26 protein-coding genes and 1 tRNA gene are annotated in these 24,699 nt (G+C 34.9%); 17 read left to right on the forward strand and 10 right to left on the reverse strand.

Going from position 1 to position 24,699, the window contains the following annotated elements:
* Positions 1-3: 3 nt before the first annotated feature.
* The 11 genes from H5J24_RS15315 (at position 4) to H5J24_RS15365 (ending at position 9,281) form a co-directional block, all read left to right on the forward strand.
* Entirely contained in the window at positions 4-1,488 is a 1,485-nt protein-coding gene (locus H5J24_RS15315) for a hypothetical protein (RefSeq protein WP_232815639.1), read from the forward strand.
* 17 nt (positions 1,489-1,505) lie between these two features.
* Positions 1,506-2,786: a hypothetical protein gene (locus H5J24_RS15320; protein ID WP_232815640.1), complete on the forward strand. Its 1,281-nt coding sequence runs from the start codon at positions 1,506-1,508 to the stop codon at positions 2,784-2,786.
* Between the two features lie 11 nt (positions 2,787-2,797).
* Positions 2,798-3,388, forward strand: coding sequence for a hypothetical protein (locus tag H5J24_RS15325; RefSeq protein WP_068942153.1), 591 nt, complete (start codon positions 2,798-2,800; stop codon positions 3,386-3,388).
* Between the two features lie 123 nt (positions 3,389-3,511).
* The gene (locus H5J24_RS15330) at positions 3,512-4,096 is read left to right on the forward strand and encodes a hypothetical protein (RefSeq protein ID WP_141395651.1); all 585 of its coding nucleotides are present in this window, start codon (positions 3,512-3,514) and stop codon (positions 4,094-4,096) included.
* Positions 4,097-4,202: 106 nt separating this feature from the next.
* Complete coding sequence (locus H5J24_RS15335) at positions 4,203-5,072, forward strand: hypothetical protein (RefSeq protein ID WP_068942149.1); 870 nt, start codon at positions 4,203-4,205, stop codon at positions 5,070-5,072.
* An 11-nt stretch (positions 5,073-5,083) separates the two neighbouring features.
* A complete protein-coding gene (locus H5J24_RS15340) occupies positions 5,084-5,914 on the forward strand; it encodes a hypothetical protein (protein WP_068942147.1) in 831 nt (276 codons plus the stop codon).
* 52 nt (positions 5,915-5,966) lie between these two features.
* The gene (locus tag H5J24_RS15345) at positions 5,967-6,617 is read left to right on the forward strand and encodes a hypothetical protein (protein ID WP_141395650.1); all 651 of its coding nucleotides are present in this window, start codon (positions 5,967-5,969) and stop codon (positions 6,615-6,617) included.
* A gap of 90 nt (positions 6,618-6,707) precedes the next feature.
* Positions 6,708-7,301, forward strand: coding sequence for a hypothetical protein (locus H5J24_RS15350; protein WP_232815641.1), 594 nt, complete (start codon positions 6,708-6,710; stop codon positions 7,299-7,301).
* Between the two features lie 16 nt (positions 7,302-7,317).
* Entirely contained in the window at positions 7,318-7,812 is a 495-nt protein-coding gene (locus H5J24_RS15355; RefSeq protein WP_068942141.1) for a hypothetical protein, read from the forward strand.
* 15 nt (positions 7,813-7,827) lie between these two features.
* A complete protein-coding gene (locus H5J24_RS15360) occupies positions 7,828-8,271 on the forward strand; it encodes a DUF5991 domain-containing protein (RefSeq protein WP_141395649.1) in 444 nt (147 codons plus the stop codon).
* Positions 8,272-8,438: 167 nt separating this feature from the next.
* A complete protein-coding gene (locus H5J24_RS15365) occupies positions 8,439-9,281 on the forward strand; it encodes a prephenate dehydrogenase (RefSeq protein ID WP_068942138.1) in 843 nt (280 codons plus the stop codon).
* A 101-nt stretch (positions 9,282-9,382) separates the two neighbouring features.
* Here H5J24_RS15365 and H5J24_RS15370 read toward each other — a convergent pair whose 3' ends face one another.
* Positions 9,383-10,801: an L-serine ammonia-lyase gene (locus H5J24_RS15370; RefSeq protein ID WP_068942136.1), complete on the reverse strand. Its 1,419-nt coding sequence runs from the start codon at positions 10,799-10,801 to the stop codon at positions 9,383-9,385.
* A gap of 152 nt (positions 10,802-10,953) precedes the next feature.
* On the opposite strand from H5J24_RS15370, the gene H5J24_RS15375 reads away from it, so the two are divergent.
* On the forward strand, positions 10,954-11,532 hold the full coding sequence (locus H5J24_RS15375; RefSeq protein WP_068942134.1) for a Crp/Fnr family transcriptional regulator: 579 nt from the start codon (positions 10,954-10,956) through the stop codon (positions 11,530-11,532).
* A 60-nt stretch (positions 11,533-11,592) separates the two neighbouring features.
* Positions 11,593-12,216, forward strand: a complete 624-nt coding sequence (locus tag H5J24_RS15380; RefSeq protein ID WP_068942132.1) for an FMN-dependent NADH-azoreductase — start codon at positions 11,593-11,595, stop codon at positions 12,214-12,216.
* A 17-nt stretch (positions 12,217-12,233) separates the two neighbouring features.
* Here H5J24_RS15380 and H5J24_RS15385 read toward each other — a convergent pair whose 3' ends face one another.
* From H5J24_RS15385 to H5J24_RS15410, 6 genes are all read right to left on the reverse strand, one after another.
* Positions 12,234-13,577 carry an ammonium transporter gene (locus tag H5J24_RS15385; protein WP_068942130.1) on the reverse strand — a complete coding sequence of 448 codons (1,344 nt, stop codon included), beginning with the start codon at positions 13,575-13,577 and terminating at the stop codon, positions 12,234-12,236.
* Positions 13,578-13,657: 80 nt separating this feature from the next.
* The gene (locus tag H5J24_RS15390) at positions 13,658-14,326 is read right to left on the reverse strand and encodes an alpha/beta hydrolase (RefSeq protein WP_068942128.1); all 669 of its coding nucleotides are present in this window, start codon (positions 14,324-14,326) and stop codon (positions 13,658-13,660) included.
* A gap of 131 nt (positions 14,327-14,457) precedes the next feature.
* The gene (locus tag H5J24_RS15395) at positions 14,458-15,084 is read right to left on the reverse strand and encodes a YceI family protein (RefSeq protein WP_068942126.1); all 627 of its coding nucleotides are present in this window, start codon (positions 15,082-15,084) and stop codon (positions 14,458-14,460) included.
* A gap of 76 nt (positions 15,085-15,160) precedes the next feature.
* A complete protein-coding gene (locus tag H5J24_RS15400; protein ID WP_068942124.1) occupies positions 15,161-15,727 on the reverse strand; it encodes a YceI family protein in 567 nt (188 codons plus the stop codon).
* A gap of 142 nt (positions 15,728-15,869) precedes the next feature.
* Positions 15,870-16,919, reverse strand: a complete 1,050-nt coding sequence (locus H5J24_RS15405) for a glucokinase (protein ID WP_068945017.1) — start codon at positions 16,917-16,919, stop codon at positions 15,870-15,872.
* Between the two features lie 116 nt (positions 16,920-17,035).
* Positions 17,036-17,599, reverse strand: coding sequence for a hypothetical protein (locus tag H5J24_RS15410; RefSeq protein ID WP_068942122.1), 564 nt, complete (start codon positions 17,597-17,599; stop codon positions 17,036-17,038).
* A 703-nt stretch (positions 17,600-18,302) separates the two neighbouring features.
* Between H5J24_RS15410 and H5J24_RS15415 the strand changes: the two genes are divergently transcribed.
* The gene (locus tag H5J24_RS15415) at positions 18,303-19,682 is read left to right on the forward strand and encodes a DUF1800 domain-containing protein (protein ID WP_068942120.1); all 1,380 of its coding nucleotides are present in this window, start codon (positions 18,303-18,305) and stop codon (positions 19,680-19,682) included.
* A 39-nt stretch (positions 19,683-19,721) separates the two neighbouring features.
* The gene (locus tag H5J24_RS15420) at positions 19,722-20,906 is read left to right on the forward strand and encodes a DUF1501 domain-containing protein (protein WP_068942118.1); all 1,185 of its coding nucleotides are present in this window, start codon (positions 19,722-19,724) and stop codon (positions 20,904-20,906) included.
* 287 nt (positions 20,907-21,193) lie between these two features.
* On the opposite strand, the gene H5J24_RS15425 is transcribed toward H5J24_RS15420, so the two are convergent.
* The 3 genes from H5J24_RS15425 to H5J24_RS15435 all read right to left on the reverse strand — a co-directional run bounded on the left by H5J24_RS15425 (position 21,194) and on the right by H5J24_RS15435 (position 22,837).
* Positions 21,194-21,331, reverse strand: coding sequence for a hypothetical protein (locus H5J24_RS15425; RefSeq protein WP_002980888.1), 138 nt, complete (start codon positions 21,329-21,331; stop codon positions 21,194-21,196).
* Between the two features lie 129 nt (positions 21,332-21,460).
* Entirely contained in the window at positions 21,461-22,480 is a 1,020-nt protein-coding gene (locus tag H5J24_RS15430) for a helix-turn-helix transcriptional regulator (protein WP_068942116.1), read from the reverse strand.
* A 21-nt stretch (positions 22,481-22,501) separates the two neighbouring features.
* Complete coding sequence (locus H5J24_RS15435; RefSeq protein ID WP_068942114.1) at positions 22,502-22,837, reverse strand: HopJ type III effector protein; 336 nt, start codon at positions 22,835-22,837, stop codon at positions 22,502-22,504.
* A 743-nt stretch (positions 22,838-23,580) separates the two neighbouring features.
* Between H5J24_RS15435 and H5J24_RS26215 the strand changes: the two genes are divergently transcribed.
* Together H5J24_RS26215 and H5J24_RS15445 are read left to right on the forward strand one after the other, a co-directional pair.
* The gene (locus H5J24_RS26215; protein ID WP_394336987.1) at positions 23,581-24,381 is read left to right on the forward strand and encodes an RtcB family protein; all 801 of its coding nucleotides are present in this window, start codon (positions 23,581-23,583) and stop codon (positions 24,379-24,381) included.
* A 124-nt stretch (positions 24,382-24,505) separates the two neighbouring features.
* Positions 24,506-24,613 (forward strand) — tRNA-OTHER (locus tag H5J24_RS15445).
* Positions 24,614-24,699 lie beyond the last annotated feature (86 nt).

The following is a 24,699-nucleotide window of genomic DNA, read 5'->3' on the forward strand; positions in this document are numbered from 1 at the left end:
ATCATGGCAAAAAAAGGCGTTTCAAGAATCACCGGAAATACGTCTCCCAAAACAGGAGAAAAAGCATTGTATAAAGTCACGGAATGGTATCCCGGTACTCCGGCTAATGAACGAAAAGAATCCCTTGTTACCTGGGAATTGTTCAGAAAAAGACCGGATGGAAAATTTACCTCCACAAATATCAAGAAAAAAGTGGGCGAATTTACTTTTGGTAAAGATGCCTGGCAGTACACTTACAGAGTTGAAGGCTATCTGGACAAACCAGAAGGTAAAGATCCTATGTCTATTATTGTACAGCCTCAAAAGAATGAACAGCAGCCTTCAGCAGAAAAAAAGATCCTTGATGTAAAACTTACTTTTCAGGATGGCACTCCGGTTAATAAGAAATTAAGCTATCAGGATCGTCTTTGGGCCATCGCTAAATGCCAGGGTATGGAAGGTGAACATATTATTTTCACGCTCTGGGAAGATGATGAAAGAGGTGATGGCCACAATAAGAAGAATCAGTCTATCGTAAAATCTCCTCCCGTCCTGGTAGACAGTCAGGGCAATGCCCGCTGGAATTTTGCATTGCTCAGCACTTATATTGCTATTGCCAACCAAAGGGAAGACGATAAAAAGCAGCATGAATATTACGTTACGGCAGAATACAATGGGAAATTAAAAGCCTCAGATAACGCCAATGCTAATAATCCTGAGTATAAAGCTCCTCCTGCCCCACCTAAAAAACCGGCAGGAGGTACTGGTGGAACATCACAGCCAAAACCCGCTCCACCCAAACCTCAACCCAATTCCCCAAAAGGTTCTACAAGACCTAATTCGCCTAATAATCAACCGGATAAAAAAGGAGAAATTACTCTAGTAAAACTGACCGATAAAAATGGTAAAGAGTTTAGTAAAAATCCTAAATTTGGAGAAACCATCATCGTTCATATAGAATCTAAAAACCTTAAAGGCAAAAAATACACCCTTAAAATATGGGAACATGACACGATTGGAAAAGATGACCTTTTATATAGCCATGAACACACGTTCTTAGGGGATAAAATAAATCTGTCTATGCCCTTAACTGCCGCCATGCAAAAATCCGGAGAAATAGGAAATGATCCTAAAAATCCGGATAGCGGAGAATATTGGAAAGGCGGACAACAGGAAATCTTTGCGGAAGTTATTTATATAGACATCTCTTCCAAATCAAAAATTATTGATGTGGGGATTATGGAAACTCCGAAGCCACAGAATAATGGGAATACGGCGACTGGGGTGAAGAATGAGCCGAAAACTAACAAACCTGGAGAAAAATGTTTTTGTAACAGAGACTTTGAGGAAAAAGATGTGAGAAGGCTTGTAAAGCTATTAAAAGGTTCTGAAACAATTTGGGAAGGACAGGCTTTAAAAGGAGGTAAAAGGGCTTCTTGCAATATTAGTGATAAATCTTTTGCCTCTTTAACAAAAGAATTAAATAGTGCTTTAAAAAATACAAAGTAAATACTTGCGCACAAAAGATGCATTTTCTTGCCCAAGTTTGTGAAGAGACAGGAACATTTTCGTTATCAGAAGAAACAAAAAGTAACCATCTATCAAGTGTTAGTTTTTATAAAGGGCGTGGAATATTACAACTAACAGGGGTTAAGAAAAAGGGAGAGGATAAGTATGATGCTCCTGGCCCTTATAAAGATTATGCAGATTATAAAGGAGATCAAAGTATTATAAAAAAGCCAGAAACGGTAGCAAACAACATTCATTATTGTATAGATAGTGGAGCATGGCTTTGGAGCATTAATAAAAAAATGACTAGTAACCCCAAATCAGATGCAATAACCAAATGGGGAAAAGAAACTTTGGGTAAATCTCTAAATGAGCTGGCAGTATATGTTGATAAGTATTTAGAATTGATTTCTGTTTTACTAAATGGACGGAATGCCTCAACAGGAATGCCCAATGGATGGCAAATAAGACAAAATAATTATAATTTATTAAAAACAGGCTTTTTCATGTACGAAAAGTTTCATGGAAATAATAAAACTCCCATAGTGGGTGCCAAAGGGATTGTCACTTATCATATATATGCTGAAGGAAAAATAGAAAAACATATTCCAAAAACAATTAAATCAGGATATGAAAAACAATATAGATATGTGTATCATGAAAATAATAAAGAACATGAAATATGTACGGTTGAATGGCATATAACGAAGAAAAAAAATAATGGTGTTAGATTTAATACTATACCAAATCACAGTAAAGTATTAAAAGATGAAAATGTGAATGAAGGACAAACGAAAAGAAGAGTAAAATATGAAAATGGAGATATTGCAGAATATGGAAGTAACAAAGGAAAAAAATTCTGGAATTTATATACAGCAATAAACAGCAATATAGAATTAGTAAAAATGCCAGATTCTCTTACTGAAACAAGTTTAGGTATAATCTATAAATTTTCAAATACAAAAAGAAGATATACAGCACCAGGAGCATTAGCAGGTTTTATTGGAGCTTTGGCTGATTGTAAATTTAATGATATATTAACAACAGGTAGCTGCTTTTATGAAGGGACATGTTTTCCTAGTGTTGCACATGTTAATGGGAAAAGTATAGATACACTATATATTGAACGAAAAAAAGAAGAAAAATTTGTAAAAGCAATGTCAAAATTTTATTTTGATGGCCAAATTACAGGAAGCGATGGAACGCACTCCTATCCTGGTACTACTCATAAATCCGACCACAATGATCATTTACACTCCGGATTTAATGAAAGTAAAATAAAAATAATAAACGAATAAATATCTAATAAATGAAAAACTTAATTTTAATCCTACTCATAAGCATCTTTATCCCTATTTCATGTCAACAAAAAAAAGATATAAAACAAGAAAATACAACTGAAAATAAAAACATCATTGATAGTGCCTTTCTAGGAGATCCTAAAATTATTAATGAAAATTATATAAATAATATTCAAAGCGAAGAAGGCTTTACTGGATATAATACAATAGAAAAAAGTTTGAATAAGATCCAAAAAAATTTATCTACCCTGAAGGGAGAAAAAAATTTTCAAATTAATAATTTAACATTTAAACTAACAAAATCTAAGAATGCTGTACGATTATATACAATCTCGAATAATAAAACTATTGACTCTTTAAAAGTTTACCAGAATATAACTGATAAGCAATTTGATGATCAAAAATTTGCAACTTTATTCTATTTAGAGGAAGGAAAATACTTATGGATACTTAATGTAGTAATAAATACATCTGAACAGGTCGTTTCAATTGTTTCTTATAAAAAGTACAAAGTATCTGAAGACGGAAAGTTCCTCAATGAAAATGCATATATTGAAAATAAAAGTTTGCAACAACTATTTCAAAGTTTTTTTACTTAAAAAATTGCAAACAAATACTTAATCTATTTGAATAAGTATTTTAGATAAAAACAAATATAAAATCCCTTATATAATCATCAAAAAATAATAATGAAAAATTGTAAAAAAACATATATTTTTTCAGTGTTATTACTGTTAATCATTCTGAGTATTGGTTGTAAGCAAATTAAAAATACACCGTTAAAAACTGAATCGCAAAATCATCTCTATTTTTCTGGAGACTCCATTCTTGCAAGTCCAAATTACTTCAATTCTCTGAAGAACAAAAAAGGAGACTTGGTCTTACAACAACAAAATGAAGAATATCTAAAAAAATATACATTATCAGAAAATAATGAATCCTATTTTCCTTTAAAAGATAATGTTTCCATTAAACTTGTAAAAGAAAAACAAACTGATAAAAGTATCATAAAAGTAAACCTATTTACTTACGTCAACAATAAAAAAACAGATTCAATGCAATTTTACAGAAATATTTCAGGAGAAGGTTTTGGAAACTACAACTGTCTGTCTTATTTTAATGCAAAGACAAATAAAATCTGGCAAATAAAGTATTTCCCCTTAAATCCTTTAAGAGGAAATTCAGCAGGCATTGTTTCCTACACAGAAAACAGCATAAGTGCTGATGGTACAATCAAATCTGATTCTCTACATTATCTGGACGAGTCTTTAGATGTTGAAATGGAGAAATATAATCTTTATTATTAAGTGTAATAAGCATATATCAAGTATACTTTCATCGAGAGTCAATTAAAAGATATGTCCGGAGTAACAAAAGAGTTAAAGACAGAATGAAGTAAAAACCAAAACACAAATGAAAAACTTATTAATTCTACTAAGCTTTATCATCACTTCATGCCCGGGAAAACAAAAACAAGAGCTTCTTCTTTTTCCTGGTTCGTGGCATTGGAGATCGGAAGACAAAAGTCAAGAATTTACCATTAAAATTCAAAGAATCACTAAAGATTCTTTATTTGCCCAATATTGTGTAGTATATAACAATGGACAAAAACTTGACTGTGATTTTGAACAAAATATCAATATAAAAGCAATTTTCAATAAAGATAAAAATGCTTATGTTGGAGAATTTCATAGTTTTTTCAATTCTGGAAAAGGAACATGTCTTATAAAAATAATAGATAAAAATCTAAATTGGGAAATTATAAAAACACCCCATGGAGAATATTATGCTCCTACTAAATGTATTTTAAAGAAAGAAAATAAAATTGAATCCAAAGGCAATCCTGAAGCTAAAAAGCCTGAGCAAGTAAACAACAGTATTCCAATATCTACTGTATTACCATTGGATTATAAAAATTTAAGTGACAAAATTAAATTAGAAACGTCCTCTGATAACAATATCAAAAACTTATTTAAACAAAAGTATCAACTTAATGTAGATGCAATGACACAACTTCCTTCAAAAGGAAATTTTGATTTGTATATTATCAATAATATGAGTGGAGACAGTGACTTACTGTATCTTATTACATTAAAAGAAGGAAAATTAATCGATGGGCTCGAAGTCGCTAACAGCAATGGTGATAGTGATGAAACAACTGTATTTTCTATTAATGAAAAATATGAAATATCCATTTATTCTGAAAATAATAACAAAAGGAAATTAATTGCATTATATTCTTTAAATGATATGGGAAATTTCAATAAACAGAAAGCTCATTAACCAAAGAAACAATGAAAAGAATTTCTTTACTTTTTATTCTCATTTTACTTTCTTGCAATAAACAAGAAAGTAAAGGCCATTTACGGAATAACAAAGAAATAAACTCTTTAAAAAACGCCCCATACAATATTACAGATGAAGGAGATGGAACAAAATCAAACTATGACGATCTATCTCCTGAATTTATAAGGACAGAAAAAAAAATATTAGACCAAAGAAAATTTCAATTTCCGGATGAAAATACTTTCAATCACAAGGTTGCAGAAGTCTTTTCTATTAATTTAAAAGAATATTCAAATCCTATTATTGCCTTACGCCTTTCAATGTTTCCTGAAGTGGCTATTAGGAAAGATCAATTTATCTTCATTCAGGATGCCAATGCCAATGAACCTGAATTTATAAATCCTGATTTATTATATCACTTTAATTCCTATGTATTTTATAATACACCTGTCTCTTATATCTGGTTACAGTCTAATAGTCCCAATCTTCTATATGATTTAGTCGCTCATTACGGGTATAATAAAGATAAAAAACTTACTAATACAAAAGTTTTAGAAGGCAATGCAAATTGTCCAGATATTAGTCTTGATAACATTGCATTAAAAAATAATTATTTTACTATCGAAAAGTACAATTGTACGGATAAATTTTATCTGAAAGAATACATCACATTCAAATTTGATAAAGACCTTCTTCTGCATAAATATAGTATAGAATTTACTGACAGGCATGATCCGGATAAAAGTATACCTAATAAAAATTATACTTCTAAAGATTTAGGAAATGTTAAGTTTGAAAATGTTGATCGTGAATTTTTAATAAACTTATTAAATAAATAGTATTAAACATTAACAAATCTAAGTCGGAAAAAAGAATTAAAAATTGTATACCATGAAAAAAATACTTTCCGCTTTTGTTCTAACAGCCTTGTTTATGCTTTCCTGTAGGGACAAAAAAACAACAGAGCCTTTCAAGCCTGATTCCAATAAAGTGAAATCCATGATGTCTCCTACAGAAAAAAAAGATGAAAAAGAAGACAAAGGTTTTATCGTCTTAAAAAACACTTACCAGCAAAAGGACTGGCTTACACTTTATAATGAAGATCATTCGGAATGGAAATCGTTTCAAATGACTGATACCTTCAATGATGATGATATTATCCCTTACATGATAAAACCTGATTACAGCCTTTTGATTTTCAAATTCTTAGGCAAAGAAAACGGATTCTATAAAGTATTGGTGAATGAAAATGAAAATACCATAAAATATATAAAAGAATCAGATCCGCAGTTTTTATATCGGACCGTTGAGGAGCATATTTTATCGGTCTTCTCTGTGGGGTTCAATGAAAAAGAAAACCCTTTAAGAACAGCACCTGATAATAAAGCTTCTTCACAACCACTGGATGATGACAGCTTTTATTATCCTGTTAAAATTACCGGAAATTGGTTAATGGTACAAGATGACCATGAACAAAACTTCTGGATAAAATGGTGTGATGAAAAAGGGCGTTTGATTCTGGAGCTATATTATGATGCCTGAAAACTTCCTCAAAAAGGTAAAAATCCCCACAAACAGTGAAAGTATCAGGCAGAAAAAAGGTTTATATTCGGTTCATAAAAAGATAATATCATGAATTCAGAAAATAGGGTCAGAAAGAAATACCGTCATCTTTTCCAGACCATTACTCTCATTTATGTAATCAGTCTTATTTCCTGTAACAAGAACAGAGAAAAAAGACCAATGACGTTAAGTGAACAAATCAATACCCGTGACAGTATTGCAGCAGACAGGCTTTCCCAGATAGGACATGATGAACACATTAAAGATACCATAACCGGAACTTGGAAGTATTACGGTAACAAAGACAGCCATGTATTAGAAATGTTCCATCTCATCTTAAAGAAAAACGCTCATAATGATAGTATTACAGGCTCCTACGAGCTGATGAAATTAGGGAAACCCGAACGTGGTATCATCATAGGGTATATCACCGGTAAAAAAGCAATCGCTGAATTTTATGCTCAGCCAGGGTCATCAAAAGATAAGGGTAAAATTGAATTGCTGGGTTGGAGCAATAAAAAATATGACTCCATGAAAGTTAATCTTATAGAAGCACCAGTAAAACCTCCTTTTTTTCCTCAAACCTTTATTCTCGATAGAAAAAAAGAAATGACAAGAAGGGGGTGCCAGTTCTTAGGCAGAAAAAAATCATCCACAAAATAAACATAGCCCACTATTAATGAAAAAGATAAGCATAATCACCATTATTTTATTCCTGATCACAGGATGTAAAAACGATCCAAAACAAACGGTCAACGAAACCAAGCCTATAAAGAAAGACAGCACTATTGCAAAAGCTTCTATAGAAGAAAAAGCTGTTGAAGAAAAGTCCGTAGAAGATAGCAAGATCATTCCTACCCTGAAAGAATGTACAGAAAAGACAGTCGAATATGAAACGCAGCAGGAATGTATTTTCCCTAAAAATACAATGAAAGAGGTTTACCAGAGAACCATCAAGGAAAAAGAAGTGGAAAAAGCTGAACTTCTCCTTTCAGAACTGCCTAAACAAAGTAGTGAAAAGGAAATTCATCAGGATGGACTGGAAACGATCAGCTACAAAGTATCTCCCCACAAAATTGAAATTGAATTCAATTTTGCAGGCGGTGTAACCACCCTTGAACTAGAACAGAAAGGCGAAAATGTAAAAAGAACCATCATCCACAGCGCTGATTAGGACAAATTCAATATGATGAAAAAAACACTTTTTATCCTTACTGCTCTCAGTATTATTTCTTGTAAAAGTCTGCCGGAAGAACCTTCTAATAATTCCGAAGTCACCCTTCATCAACAATGGAAAGGAAGTTATTCTATCTCTCATGATTTTGGAAAACTGGATGAAAATGCAGAAATGACATTGGATTATGCCCTCACTATCACTAAAGACAGCTGTACTTTTTGGGGACTTGGCTACAAAACTTTTTTTACAGACGTTTGCAGCATCACTGGAAATGAAAAACAGATCACAGTGAAATACATCAGACAGATTGAAGGCAACCCTATGAGTAATCATGCTCCTACCGATACCTTGGCCGTGGTTTTCAGGAAAGGTGGAAAATATTTCCTCCAAAGCAAAGTGGTTCCCAATAAGGATTGGCAGTACGATACCCCAATTCCTGTTAAAAAGAAATCATAAAAAAGTGGTCAATTTTAAAAAATATTTTATAATTTCGCTTTGTGAATTTTAACAACGGAACATATTATTATAGAATTTTTAACTCAGATCTGGGATAGGGATTCTTATGAACATAACTTAAAACCTCGTCCTAGGACGAGGTTTTTTTATTTAAAAAATTTAAAAAGATGAAAATAAGTATTATTGGAGTAGGATTAATCGGAGGTTCAATGGCTCTGAAATTAAGAGAAAAAAACATCGCCAGCTTCATTTACGGAATCGATAACAGCCAACAGCATATCAACGAGGCATTAGACTTAAAAATAATTGATGCCGGGGCAGATCTGGAACAGGGAGTCAAAGATTCGGATCTTATCATTCTTGCCATTCCGGTAGATGCGGCCAGAAAATTATTGCCAAGCGTTCTGGATCTTGTATCCGATCACCAGACCGTTATGGATGCCGGTTCTACCAAAGCAGGAATCGTAGCCGCAGTGAAAGACCATCCGATGCGCTCTAGATTTGTAGCCTTTCACCCAATGTGGGGTACTGAAAACAATGGGCCTAAATCTGCCATTTCTGAAAGTTTCTCAGGCAAAGCCGGAGTAATCTGCAACAAAGAAGAATCCGCAGAAGATGCACTCAACCTCGTTGAAGATATTGTTAATGCCCTTGAAATGCATCCCATCTATATGAATGCAGAAGATCATGATATCCATACCGCATACATTTCCCATATCTCCCATATCACATCGTATGCCCTTGCCAATACCGTCCTGGAAAAGGAAAGGGAAGAAGAAACGATCTTTCAGCTTGCCAGTTCCGGGTTCTCCAGTACTGTACGTCTTGCCAAATCTCATCCTGAAATGTGGGTTCCGATCTTTAAACAAAACAAAGAAAATGTATTGGATGTACTGAATGAGCATATTACCCAGCTTAGAAAATTCAAATCGGCTTTAGAAAAAGAAAACTACGAATATCTGGAGGAATTGATTACCAATGCTAACAGGATCAGAGGAATATTAAGATAATCCCTATACGATACTAAAAGCCAACAGCTTTTACTTTTATTTTATTAAGAAACCCTTAGTCATAATGTCTAAGGGTTTTATATTGTAAATAGTATTCTCAACTAGCATTCCGGAACATTGACTGCAATTGCTAACCCTCCTTCAGAAGTTTCTTTAAAACGGTCACTCATGGAAAGAGCGGTTTCCCACATCGTTTGAATCACCTCATCTAAAGTTACTTTAGCTTTGGTAGGATCACTTTCCAAGGCGATATTGGCTGCGGTGATGGCTTTCATCGCACCCATTGTATTTCTTTCAATACATGGGATCTGTACCAATCCTCTGATAGGATCACAAGTTAATCCAAGGTGATGCTCCATTGCAATTTCTGCGGCCATCAATACCTGCCCTACGCTTCCACCTAAGATTTCCGTAAGCCCGGCTGCTGCCATTGCTGATGAAACCCCGATTTCTGCCTGGCATCCTCCCATTGCGGCAGAGATTGTTGCATTTTTCTTAAATAAAGTACCAATTTCTCCAGCCACCAATAAGAAACGAATGATATCATCCTCACTGATAGAATCTGTAAAAGCCTGAGAATACATCAGAACCGCCGGAATTACCCCACTGGCACCATTGGTAGGTGCTGTAATGATTCTTCCAAAGCTGGCATTCTCTTCATTTACGGCCAATGCGAAACAGGCAATCCATTTATTGATATTGGTAAAGTTTTCTTCTGCATCCACAACCTGCTGGAACCATTCATCCTTATTTTTATAGATTTTATCCCCCAGTAATTTTCTGTTGATTCCTGCGGCTCTTCTGGAAACATTTAATCCACCGGGAAGAACTCCTTCCTTATTAACGCCTTTATAAATACATTCCTTGATCTGCTGCCAGATATACAATGCTTCTGCTTTCGTCTCCTCTTGGGTTCTCCAGCTCTCTTCATTAATAAAGATTAAATCAGACATCTTTTTAAGCCCTAGTTTTTCACAGTATTTTGCAATATCTGAAGCCTTGTGGCAAGGATATAATGTTCTTACACATTGCTTCTGAATGGAATTTTTCTCCTGACTGGCAATAAAACCGCCGCCTACAGAATAGAAATCCTGAACAAGTTCGGTTCCATCTTCAAAAACAGCTCTGAAGATCATTCCGTTCGGGTGAAAATCAAGAGATTTCTTCATATTGAGAATCAAATGATGTCCATAAATAAATGGAATCACCTTTTTCCCTCCAAGATTAATGGTTTGGGTACTCTTTATATAATCAATTTTCTCGTCAATCTTTGTAGTATCAATGATCTTATAGTCTTCTCCATTCAAGCCAAGCATTCCGGCAATATCTGTTCCGTGTCCTATTCCCGTTTTAGCCAATGAACCAAAGAATTCAAGGAAGACCTCTTTCACTTCTTCTATTGATCTTTCCCTTTTTATAATTCTGATAAATGCTGATGCAGCATTCCATGGCCCCATCGTATGCGAACTGGATGGGCCTATCCCTACTTTAATAATCTCAAAAACTGATATTGATTCCATAAATGATCCTTCATTTTCCTCAAAGCAAAGATACAGGATAAATCTTATAATATGCATAGTAAAATCCCACAATTAACAGCCTTTCATCATGAATATAACAAATGGGTAATCTGTATTTTTGTAAATTAGCCAATATCTTAATCTGTTTCAGAATGGAAACATTAATAAAAAGCATTACACAGCATGTGAAGCTTAGCTCCGAAGAGATTTCTCTTTGCAAAAGCTTTTGGACAGAAAGAACATTGGAAAAGGGAGAATTTTTGTTAAGAAACGGAGAGATCTGCCGGCATGACAGCTATATTATTTCAGGAGTTTTAAAGGCTTTCTGCATCAATGCTGAAAATGGAAATGAAGAAATTCTCTTTTTAGCGATTGATCACTGGTGGGCCACTGATATCTCCAGTTTCTCCAAACAAAAAGCATCTATTTACAATATACAGGCCGTTGAAAAAACAACACTCCTTCAGATCAGCCAGCCTTCTTTTCAAAAAATGCTGGAACAAATCCCCTCTTTGGAAAAATACTTCAGAATTATTTTAGAGGGTTATTTGGAAACTCTTGAAAAAAGAATTGTTTTTAACCATATGTACAAGGCGGAACAGAAGTATTATGATTTCCTTGATACCTATCCGGATATAGCCTTCAGAGTTCCTCAATATTTAATAGCATCCTACTTGGGAGTATCTGCGGAATTTATCAGCAGAATCAGGAAAAAAAATAAATCCGATTGAACTAGATCAATTTTTCTCTAATGAATAATCAGGAATTTTGCTGTTATAAAATCATAACAAATGAAAGTACTGATCATCAATGCGAGCGTAAGGAACGGAAGATCTTACAGCAGAAAATTAACCCAGCTTTTCGTTGAAAACTGGAAAACCAAATATCCATCAGACACCTTCACCTATAGGGAAACCGGAATTGATAGTATCCCCAATATTGACGAAGGCTGGATTGCCGGCGCATTTAAAAAGCCTTCAGACAGAACAGAGGAAAATCAGAAAGCTTTACAGCTAAGCGATGAGCTGGTAAAAGAGCTCAAAGAACACGACATATATGTCATTGGAACCCCAATGTACAACTGGTCTATTCCGGGAGGATTAAAAGCCTACATAGATCAGGTCATGAGAATTAATGAAACCTGGAAATTCAGATCCGGAGTTCCTGATGGTGATTATGTGGGCTTGCTGGAAAGCAAAAGAGCATTTATATTATCAAGCCGTGGTGATACAGGATATGGTGAAAATGAAAAAAACGGACACCTCAATTTTCAGACGACCTATCTTAAACATATTTTAGGAATCATGGGAATCACGGATATTACCATCTTTTCATTGGATAACGAAGAATTTGGGGGTGAAGTTTTTGAAAATTCAAAAAATACCATCTTCAGGGCTATTCAATCTATAGAATAAGACCCTATTTTTATTCATCAATTAAAGCGTTCCTGATGTTGGGAAAGATCCAGCCCCATATTTTCTGATTCCTCCGAGACCCTTAATGTAATAATCATGTTGGTCACTTTATACAACAATAATGATCCGAAAAAAGTAAACACGGATACCAGGAATAATGCAGCCAGGTGATGAAGAAACACGTCAATTCCACCATGAAGAAGACTGGCTTTCTCACCATGAGCAAAAACAGCGGTTAGAATCATTCCCATAATGCCTCCTACTCCATGACAGGCAAAAACATCCAAGGTATCATCTATTTTATTTAAAGCTTTCCAGTTGACCATCAGATTAGAAACAATAGCAGAAATAAATCCTATGAAAAGACTCTCCTGAATACTCACAAATCCGCATCCGGGGGTAATTGCTACAAGACCTACCACCGCCCCAATACAGGCTCCCAAGGCAGATACACTTCGCCCATTGATCCTGTCAAAGAAAATCCAGGTCATCATGGCTGAAGCTGAAGCAATAGTAGTCGTTCCAAAAGCAGTGGCTGCAGAAGCAGAAGCACTTAGGGCAGATCCTGCATTAAACCCAAACCATCCAAACCACAACATTCCTGTTCCCAGAAGTACATACGGAATATTGGAAGGTTCATGATGCGGATTTTTCCGTTTTCCTAATACCAGTGCACCGGCAAGTGCTGCAAAACCTGCACTCATATGTACTACCGTTCCACCGGCAAAATCTTTCACTCCGAAATATTTGTTTAAAAGACCATCAGGATGCCATACCATGTGGCAAAGCGGAGTATAGATACAAATACTGAACAGAACAATAAATAAAAGGTAAGAAATGAAGCGAACTCTCTCTGCAAAAGACCCTGTAATAATTGCAGGAGTAATAACGGCAAATTTCATCTGGAATAAAGCAAACAGAATAAAGGGAATAGTAGGCGCCATTACACTATGCGGAAGGTTCCCAACTCCATTAAAAAAGGGATAGCTTAACGGATTTCCAATAATTCCATAATGTTTTCCACCAATGGTAATCCCTAAAGATTCACCAAAGGATAATGAGAAACCAACCACGACCCAAACAATAGAGATCACTCCTAAAGCAATAAAGCTCTGAAGCATTGTAGAAATTACATTTTTCCTTCCTACCATTCCTCCATAAAAGAAGGATAATCCCGGCGTCATCAACAATACAAGTCCTGCAGCTGCCAAAATCCAGGCTACATCTGCTCCTACAATTTTATCTTCAGTTAAAAATGCTCCTCGATCAGAAATATTTGTAACCGGAGTCCAGAACAATCCTCCAATAGCGACCAATGCAATGATAGAGAATGAAACTATCCATTTAAAACCTATTTTCATAAAATTTATATTTAACCCTATCAAAATTACATATAAATATCATAAAAACATATTTATTTAACAAATACCCCCATCAAAAACTATTCATATAATAATATTATTTCTTTTTCACCAAATATTTTATCCAGAATTTTAGAAACTTCTTTGGCTTTAGTAGCCGGAAACAGATGGGTTCCTCCTTTAATTACATAATCTGGTTTTGAATTCCTGATCGGAAAAACAATATCTTTATCTCCCAGAATCTGGATCACTTCCGGATTTTCTTCAAATTTCCATTCAGAAACCTTTTCTACAGACCATTTCAGATAATAAGGATCTCTTACTCTGAAATACTGAAGAATTCTTGGATTCTTCGGATCGAACAATTTTCTGAGCACCCCATATACATTGGCTGCCCTTGTATTAAATAGCCCTACAGGTAATATTCTAGGGATTTTAGTTACTTCCCCGGTCTTTATGAATTTGGATTTTTCTTTATCAGATTTGATACTTCCCAGAATAACTACTTTTTCGGCTGGTTTCAAACGATTAATCTCCTGCACCATAATACCGCCAAAAGAGTATCCCAACAGATAAAATGGCTCTGAAGAGTCTATTTTTTCCGCCATTCTTTCCACATAGGTATGAAAAGGTTCATTTTTTTCAGGAATGAGCCAGTCTATAAAAATAAGTTCACAATGCTTAGGAAACTCTAGTCTTTCAAGTACCTTAAAGTCCGCTCCAAGACCGCTTACAACGTAAATTTTCATCCTACTAATTTAAAAAAAATACTATTCATTTTAAGAAACCGATCTTATATATTAGAGATCTTCATTCTGATCACCATCTTACAAAAAAAGCAGCTCCAAGGAACTGCTTTTCTTATCAACATTATTTAATTTTATTTCTTCTTTACAGGAACTCTGTTTTCATTATCCAGTTTTTCAGTAGATACTTTAAACTGAATATCCATTTCGTTCTTGATGAAGTAATCTTTCAGAGAAGATTGGTAGAATACTTTAAAGTCTCTTCTGTTCAGAGAGAACTTAGCAGATTCAATTACTGTAGTAAACTGGGTAACGTATACGTTTGCTGGGAAAGTAATCGTTTTTCTCACTCCTTTAAGGGTAAGATCTCCATATACGGTAGAATTATACTCACTGTTTGCTAAAGGAATTATTTTAGTCAAATGGAATTTGGCAACCGGAAATTTCTTTACTTCAAAGAAGTTCGTACTTTTCAGGTCATTGGTAAGTTTGATCTGATCCTCATCAGAAACATCACCCGCCATCATACTTCTCATATCTATGATGAATTCTCCATCTACCAAAACCGTATGATCAAAGTTGAATTTTCCACTTTTTAATTTTACCGTTCCTGAATGGGAGGAAGCCTCAGTTTTCACAACCTTATATCCCCACCACCTGATCTCTGATGAAGTCACTTTCGAAACTTTATCAAATTTCCTTTGGGCAGAAACAAATGATATGCTTGCGCACACCATAGCAAACAATAGTAATCTTTTCATTCTTTTTTATTTACAATTCAACAAAAAAAAAAAAAGTGTAGAACTTCTACACTTTTAATAATCTTTTTTGATTAATTTATTGAGCAGTTACCTTTACTACCATATCGATATCATCTTTCACAAAAACATCCTGCATTGTAGATTTATAAGCAACATCAAATTTTTGTCTGTCGAAAGAGAATTTGTTAGAGACTAAACTTACTACTCCTTTGCTGTAAGAAATTTTAGCTGGGAAAGTAACCGCACTTGTTTTTCCTTTCAAAGTAAGATTTCCAGTTACTAAAGAGTTGTAAACTTTATCGTTGTTTTTCTTTACACCAGTAATTTTGAAAGTGGCAGTAGGAAATTTTTCAACTTCAAAGAAGTCACCATTTTTAAGGTGTCCGTTTAATTTTTGCTGATATTCTCCGCTAAGGTCAGTAGCATTGATAGAAGTCATATCCAATACAAAGTTTCCTCCCACAAGCTGGTTTCCTTTCATTACCATGTCACCTGATTTTACTTTCACAGTTCCGTCATGAGAACTTGCTTCAGATTTTGCCACTTTATATCCCCACCAGTGAACATCTGATGCTACTACTTTTTTAGACTGTCCAAATGCCAAACCTCCAGCTAATACTGCTAGTAAAAATATTTTTTTCATTGTTTAGAATTATTTTAATTAAGTTTAACAAAGGTAGCCAACTTATTCGATAGATTTCATTGATGTATATCAAGATTCTCAATTATTTTTATGAATAATATCATCTCATAAAAAAACTCCGAATTTCTTCGGAGCTTTACTTTTATTCTTGATAGTAGGCCGTATACAGTGCCATACCTTTTAATGCTGTGTGGTTTTGCTTGACCAGATAAATCGGAATATTTTTAAGCATTCCTTCCATTTTATCACTGATCTTGAATTTTTCGTAGAACTTATCTTTATCAATGTATTCTCTTACCATCTGAGGAATATCTCCGGCGATGAGTAATCCTCCGGTAGCTTTTACCTTTAAGGTTAAGTTATTGGCTTCTCTTGCCAGGAATTCCAGGAAGGTGTCCAGCGCAATTTTACAGATCAATACGTTATCTTCTACGGCAGCTCTGTAAAGCTCTTCAACAAAATTACCATGAGCAAGGCGTTCTCCTAACCATTCCGGTTCAGGATGCCTTTTTACATCTCTTAAGAAACGATAAATATTGAATAATCCTGATTTGGAGAGTACATTTTCCCAGCTTACAATACCATAGATATTATTAAGGAACTGGTAAAATTCAACCTCAACATTCGTTCTTGGTGAGAATTCAGAATGTCCTCCTTCTGTAGCAAAAGGTCTTAGATTTTTCCCGTCAAAGAAATATCCGGCTTCTCCCAATCCATTTCCTGGAGCAAGGATCGCTACATTTCCTTTTTCAAGATGACCGCTGGTATAAATTGCTTCCAGATCATCATCTTCTAGAAGAGCCATTCCATAAGCGGAAGCTTCCAGATCATTCAGCATCTCTACCTTTTCAAAACCGAAATCTCTTTTATATTCTTCAATATCTAAGTTCCAGCCCAATCTTGCAGGGCTGCTTTTTCCGTCAATTACAGGTCCCGGCACAGCCATTCCCAGACGTTTTACATTTTCCAGCTGATTATCCTGAATAAACTTCTTTAAGATATCGTTAAAAGAAGCATATTCCTTGGTAGCATACGTATTTTGTAATTTAATCTCAAGACCTCCGTTACCGGAAACAAAATAGCCTAAGATTGTCATATCTTCACGGAGACTTGCTCCAATGATAGAAACATTATCATTATTATTGTTCTCTACTCCTGGTAAATAAAGTGGAAATTTTGGATTCAGAATCATAACCTCAAATTTTACCAAATATAATAATTGTTTTCGTAAATCCTGCACAGAACAAAAAAACCTTTCCACTTTCGTGAAAAGGTTTTGGTTAATAATTGTTTATATATTAAATCTAACTACTTTCCTAATGGAATATTATAACCGAATCCTACTCCGATATTCCCCACATTATAATCCTGACCTGCTAAATCTCCTTTAGTTCCTACAAAAACCTTCTGGTATTGTACGAAGAAATTCCAGTCTCTGTTGTGGTATCCGATCTCCGGTTTGATATAGAAACCTCCGTTTGCTCTTTCCACATTGGTGTTAGAAGCTACTGTTTTATCTCCAACTAAGAATCCGTATCCTAAGTCAGTTCCGAAATAGAACCCTGTTTGTTTTGGATAAATTCTTATTAAAGCAGCTACAGGAACTACTCCTACATCATTATTTTTATAACCGTTATTTTCTTTTCCAAAATAGTGAGTATATCCGGATGCGATACCTAATCCAAATCCAGGTGTAATAAGGTTTTGATAAGCCACATCCACTCCTACTGCAGCAGAAAGATTATCTGAAGGAACTGCTAAACCAACATTTGCGCCCACTTTAATCATATTATTCATTTGTGAACTTTGTGCGCTTGCGATACCTGCTGTTAAAATACCAGCCAGTACTATTGCCTGTTTAAACATTTTCATAACTCTAATTTTTAAATTTTACTAAACAAGAGGATGTAAAAATCATGCCAAGGTAGGCCAATCCTTCTTTTTTAACATTAAACAAAAACACAACAAAATGATTATCAATCACTTATTTTACATTAAAATTCAAATGTTTGTTTAACAATTTTTATAAAAAATAGAGCCTGAAATGTGAAATAATTCTAAAAAGTTAAAAATTTGAAGACTAGAAAACGTAACTCTTTGGTATAAAACAGATTCTACTATTGGCAAACGCAAAGGCATAAAGAAATATAAATATGATACTGCTTTTAAGACGCAAGAAACTTAAGGATTTTCAGCAAGGATATTGCTTTATTTTTTGCCACGAATACAGGAATGATTTTATCGTAAATAAAATCCTCCTATGTTTGTATAAGTTATAATTTGCTTTATCTCAAATATTATCTTAGCCATAAAGTGAATAAGAATGAGAGTTGAATAAAAATCCAATAGTTCAAAGAAACATATTCGGCGCAAGAAACGACCTCATTCTTTTTTATCTTGCGTCTTACAACAGAAAGTCGGTCAAAAATCTTTACGTCTTTACGTTTTCCAACAATCCCACGATCCACACCAATTACCCATTACCTATTACTCATGATAATATTAACAAACCTTAACCCGTTATTATTTTAACCTTTATTCATCAACAACATCAAAAAAATAAAACGTTCTCATCATGGCTGATTCATTAGTAAAAAACAAACATCTTCTTTGGCGATCAGGTTTCGGTATTGGAATCAACCAAATTGAAGACCTGAAAAATAAATCCTCCAAAACACTGATTAATGAATTGTTTAAAGAAGAAAGTTTTACAGAAGTTTCTTACGATACCCCAGATATAGATCCAACGGCTAACTATATGGACACTACAGCGCCTGCTGATAAAAAGAAGGAAATGCAGCGCATCTATAGGGCACAAAACGAAGAGCTGAATCTTAATTTTCTGGCTCAAATGGTAAACAGCAAGGAACAGATGAGAGAGAAAATGGCTTTTTTCTGGCATGGTCATTTTGCCTCAAGGGTTCTTAATCCAAAATTCAATCGACAGCTATTAAATGTGATCCGAAAAAATGCATTGGGAAACTTTAAGGATCTTCTTTTTGAAGTAAGTCAGTCTCCAGCCATGCTCAATTTCCTGAATAATCAGCAAAATAAAAAAGATCACCCTAATGAAAACTTCGCCCGTGAAGTGATGGAACTTTTTACCATGGGAAGAGGAAATTACACAGAAAAAGATGTGAGAGAAGGAGCCAGAGCATTTACGGGGTGGAGCTATGATAAAGAAGGAAGCTTTAAGGAAAGAAAAAATCAACATGATGAAGGCAATAAAACCTTTCTGGGAAAAACAGGTAATTTTGATGGAGCTGATGCTTTAAACATCATACTGGAGCAAAAAGCGACTGCAACATTTATCACAGCCAAAATCTATAAGTTTTTTGTCAATGAAAATGTAGACCAGAACATTGTGAACACTTTAAGCACAAGCTTCTACAATTCCGGTTATGATATAAAAAAACTGATGATGGATATATTTTCAAGCTCATGGTTTTATGATCAGAAAAATATCGGAAACAGGATAAAATCTCCTATCGAACTTATGGTTGGGATGATGCGGATGCTTCCGATGCATATTCAAAATCCTGAAAACCTCATCGTGTATCAAAAGCTGTTAGGGCAAATGCTGCTCTATCCGCCCAATGTTGCAGGATGGCCCAATGGAAAATCCTGGATTGACAGCTCTACGCTGATGCTAAGGCTTCAAGTACCTCAAATCTGGTCAGGGCTTCGTCCGCTGGAATACAGTCCGCGGCAGGATGATGATATTGATATGGGAATGAAATCTAAGGAAAATACTTTGAATAAAAGCTTTAAAAATCCAAACATTACCATAGACTGGAACCGCGTGGATCAGATCTTTGCCCGTAAAAACTGTGAAGATTACTTAATTCAAAACCCCAAAAGCCTGGATATGAATACAGTGAACAATTTTTCTGATAAAAGCGTGAAAATGACCATTATTAATCTGATGTCAACCCCGGAATACCAGTTAATGTAAAACCGGCACTTCATCCAACTAACACTTAAATCCAACCCTATGTTAATCAAAAGAAGAGAATTCCTCAAAATAAGTTCACTGGCCACCGCATCATTCTTGCTGCCTAATTTCCTAAAGGCTATGACACTGGATGAAGCATTAAACCCCAATCAGAATATCCTGATAGTCCTTCAATTTACAGGGGGCAATGATGGCTTAAACACCATTATTCCAGCCAAAAATGACATCTATTTCAGGGAAAGAAAAACGCTTGCTGTTCAGGATTCTTTATCGTTGACCGATGAAGCTGGGATCAATCCTTCCCTATCCTATTTTAAAGAACTTTTTGATAATGGAGAGCTTTCTGTGATGAACAATGTAGGCTACCCCAATCCGGACAAGTCTCATTTCCGAAGCATGGATATCTGGCAATCGGCAAGCAGAAGTGATGAATTTCTGGATACCGGGTGGCTGGGCCGTTTTCTGGATGAGGAGTGCTACCGTTGTGAACATCCTACCCAGGCATTGGAAGTAGATGATATGCTCAGTCTTGCCCTAAAGGGAGAAAACAATAAAGCTTTTGCCTTTAAAGATCCTAAAAGATTATATCAAACCAGCCAGGAGAAGTATTTCAAATCTCTTTACGATCATCATCACGATGATGAAACAGTCTCTTATCTTTATCAGACTTTAGGTTCTACTATTAATAATGCTGGGTATATATTTGATAAAAGTAAGGCTAAAAAAACAGAGCAGGCTTATCCTAATTCTCAATTGGGAAAGGATTTTAAAACTGTAGCTTCTTTAATCAAATCAGATATTAATACTCAGGTCTATTATCTTTCTATTGGTAGTTTTGATACCCATGTGAACCAAAATGACCGTCAGAAAAAGCTATTCGGTGATATTAATGAGGCAGTAAAATCCTTTGTGGCTGATATGAAAAGTAATGGTCTTTTTAATAATATTCTTTTGATGACCTTCTCTGAATTTGGCCGCCGCGTGGCTCAGAATGCCAGCAATGGAACGGACCACGGAACTGCCAACCAGATGTTTTTCATCAGTGGGAACCTCAAAAAGAAAGGCTTACTGAACAGCCTTCCGGATCTGCAGAATCTGAAAGAAGGAGATCTGATTTACACTGAAGATTTCAGAAAGGTTTATGCCACTATTCTCAAAAACTGGCTAAAAGCGGATTCTTCTAAGGTTTTGGGATGGAAAAATGGAGTTTATGATTTTATATAATTTTTCAAAGATTTATTTAATCACAAAAGTTTTAATACTTAAGTTATTTTTAAGTTACTACTAATTGCTTCAAAAGTTCACTTAAGTTTTTCAAAATCTACGATTTTCTTGAATACTATAGAGAAAATTTCATTTGAAGGCCTGCATATTTCCCTCCTCTGGAGGAACGGCAAAAATTCAAAGAATTTTTGCCGGGTGGTTATCATCTTTTTACCACCACAAAAAAAGAGACCATCCAATAATGATAGTCTCTTTTCGATAATTTTAAATTTTAACTACTTTTACATTTAAGCAGTAATCTGCTTTGGTTCTTTCTCTTTCTGATCTTCTTTTTTATCTAGTTTCTCAGATATTTTTTTAACGATATACTCAATCGCTATAGGTGCTATAATGGCAATAAGTGCTTTAAATATTCTTGATTTCATAGTGCTATTTTGTATCTAACCACTACAATTTCTAAGCCAATATAATAATCTGTGGTATATTTTTAATCAATCATTGATATGAAAATCAGCAAATCTATTTTATATAAAGCCCATTAAACCTATATAATACTAATTTTTTTCAGGAACGATCAACTCTTGATAATTTTTACTTCCTGCTTTGAATTTTTCTTCCATCCGCAGTCTTAATTTTTGAGGTTTATGTACCACCAGAGAATCCCCAAAGCCCAGTAATAACCTTTCCAGTTCATAGTTAATTTGTACACAAATTTTAAAAAGAGTTCCTTCTTTGGTTTCGCTGACAATTTCCTGGCTTTTATGCAATGGTTTTGTTTTTACATAGGGCGCATTGGCAGCATCTACAAAGAAAACAACATTCCTGGGAGCCAAAGATTCGGCAACCGTAACTCCTACAATATCTTTAAAATACTCATCTCCATCTAAATCCTTATCAATATAAGGAAGGTTTTCATCTGTTTCAATACTTTCCATTCTGTCCAGTGCCAGATTATACATTTTCTGCTTATAGAGACAGATGAGAAACCAACGGTTATTAAATTCTTTCAACAGCTGCGGATGAACTGTATAAACACTGGATTCTCTGGCAGTAAAACTTTTATATAAAATTTTCAATACCTTTTTATTGAGAATACCTTCATACAGAATATCTATATGCTCCAACCCTTTCAGCTGTTCATTCTTATCCAAATGAATAATTGACTTCTGGCTGGTTGAATGAATAGAATCCTCCAGCTTCTGAATAACCCCATTCATCTCTTTGAACATAGAAAAGTCTTTGAACTGCTTTAAAATCTGAACTGCATTGTTCATCGCTTTCAGATCGCTTTCGTTCACAGAAATGTTATGGATGCTGTAATCCGGATCACTGTAACGATAATATTTCCTTTCATAAACCTCAATAGGAGCTTCATATCCGAACTTTTCACTCCGCATATTCTGAAGATCCAGCTGAATGGTTCTTTTGCTTACATAAGACTCCTTACCTTCAAACTCAAACAAAGCTTCGGAACACTCATCAATAAGATCTTCCAAAGTATACTTCCGATATTTGTTTTTGAGGCATTTATCTAATGTTTTATAACGGATCAGGGCATTTTTATTAGATGACATGATTATTCTTTTGTCTAAAATCTATTTCTCTTTCAATGGATTCCCCTCAAAGATCAATCCGTCCCATCCGAATTCCATGAAGTTTCTGATATTCTGATGATCTGTTCCATCAGGATTTTTAAGAACATCTTCTCTGTAGAATTCTCCGAAAAGCGGAAGTGTTTCTTCTTTGGTTAATCCATGATAAGATGCAAAACCAAATATTTTACATGAACCATTGTTCTGCCCTTCTTCATTTCTTGTATTTCCATTTTTGAATGCTGTAGGCGTGAAATCGTAGTTTGCATCTATATAAGCAATCACATCATTGAATTGAACGGTTTCAGGAAAATGCTTTAATTGTTCTAATAAAATCATAGTTGTAAGTTTAATTTCTGTTGATATAAGGTCAAAACACTAATTTTCAAATGAGTGAACTGACCTTTTTATATTTTTGTAAAAATAATCAAAAATTTTTTATCTACGCAAAACTATTGCGCAACAACGTTATTACTTTGCATCATCAAAATGACATAACAATGGAATTTAACGGAAATCACTTAATCGAATTGGGATATAGACCCGCTAAATGGTTTAAAGATGCCATTACTCATATCAATGAAAATCATCTGGATGAAATTCAGATCAAAGAATATCTGGAACAGTTCAAACAACCTGAACTTATTCCACTTCATGAAACCGCTCCTGAGTTTATCATTAACATCAGAGCTGAGCATGAAAATGAAACGGATAATGTAGAAAAAGTAATCAGAACCATGAATAAGCTGATGAAAACGCCTACTCTTACTGCCGGAGCTTTAATGCCTGATGCCTGCCCTACAGGTCCTGAAGGTTTGATTCCGGTTGGAGGTGTGGTAGCGGCCAAAAATGCCATTCACCCAGGATTCCATAGCGCAGATATCTGTTGTTCTGTAATGCTGACCGATTTTGGAAAGGTTAATCCTAAAGATATTCTGGATGCTGCTCATTCTGTGACGCATTTCGGATACGGAGGAAGACCAAGAGGGGAACAGATGCCTATGTCTCAGGAATTGATGGATGCTTTCAGAGAAAATGAATTCTTAAATGATGAAAAACTAATCAGCATTGCCCGTTCTCATATGGGAACACAAGGAGACGGAAATCATTTTCTTTTCGTTGGAGTTTCTAAAAATACAGGAAATACAATGTTAGTTACACATCATGGATCAAGAGCTCCGGGTGCAGCACTTTATGATAAAGGAATGAAAGTAGCCAACCGTTTCAGACAGGATATTTCTCCTGAAACGTTAAGGGAAAACGCATGGATTCCTTATGATACGGATGAAGGAAAAGCGTATTGGGAAGCGCTTCAGCTTATCAGAACATGGACAAAAGAAAACCATACTTCTATTCATGATGCGGTTTTAAATAAACTGGAAATTGAAAAAGAAAACAGATATTGGAATGAACATAATTTTGTTTTCAAAGATGGTGATCTGTTTTATCATGCTAAAGGAGCTACTCCGCTGGATGATAAGTTTATGCCTGATATTACGGGTCCGAGACTGATTCCATTGAATATGGCTGAACCAGTACTGATTGTTCAGGGAAAAACGAATGAGAGAAATCTTGGTTTTGCCCCACACGGAGCGGGAAGAAACTTCAGCAGAAGCCAGCATAAAAGATCTATGGCTCATAAAACCACTGAAGAGATCTTCAATGAGGAAACTGCTGGACTGGATATCAGATTCTATTCCAATGAAATTGATATTTCTGAGCTTCCAAGCGCTTATAAAAGTGCCGCTAATGTAAGAGCACAGATTGAGGAATACGGACTTTGTGAAGTACTGGATGAGGTGATGCCTTACGGATGTATTATGGCCGGCGACGTTCAGAAAAATGCACCTTGGAAGAAAAAGAAAAAATATAGAAAAGCATAATTTTTAATAGTAAGCCTTACAGATTTTGACAATCAGTAAGGTTTACAAAACAATCAAAACTAATAACCAAACCTTATGGGGATAAAATCCTATAAGGTTCATGAAAACTTTTTTCATAACGGCAGGGGCAGTAGCTCAGATGGTAGAGCAACAAAATTACTTTTCGCTGCAGGCAAATAAAGTTCCTATGAATTCCAATTGTGGGTCACAGGTTCGAGTCCTGTCTGCTCCTCAACATAATTTAAGGCAAAGAAAGTTCCTATAAGTTAGAAATACTTTCCGTCTTTTTTACAAATCATAAGGCAAAGGGAGTTCCTA

Source organism: Chryseobacterium capnotolerans, assembly GCF_021278965.1.
Classification (GTDB): domain Bacteria; phylum Bacteroidota; class Bacteroidia; order Flavobacteriales; family Weeksellaceae; genus Chryseobacterium; species Chryseobacterium capnotolerans.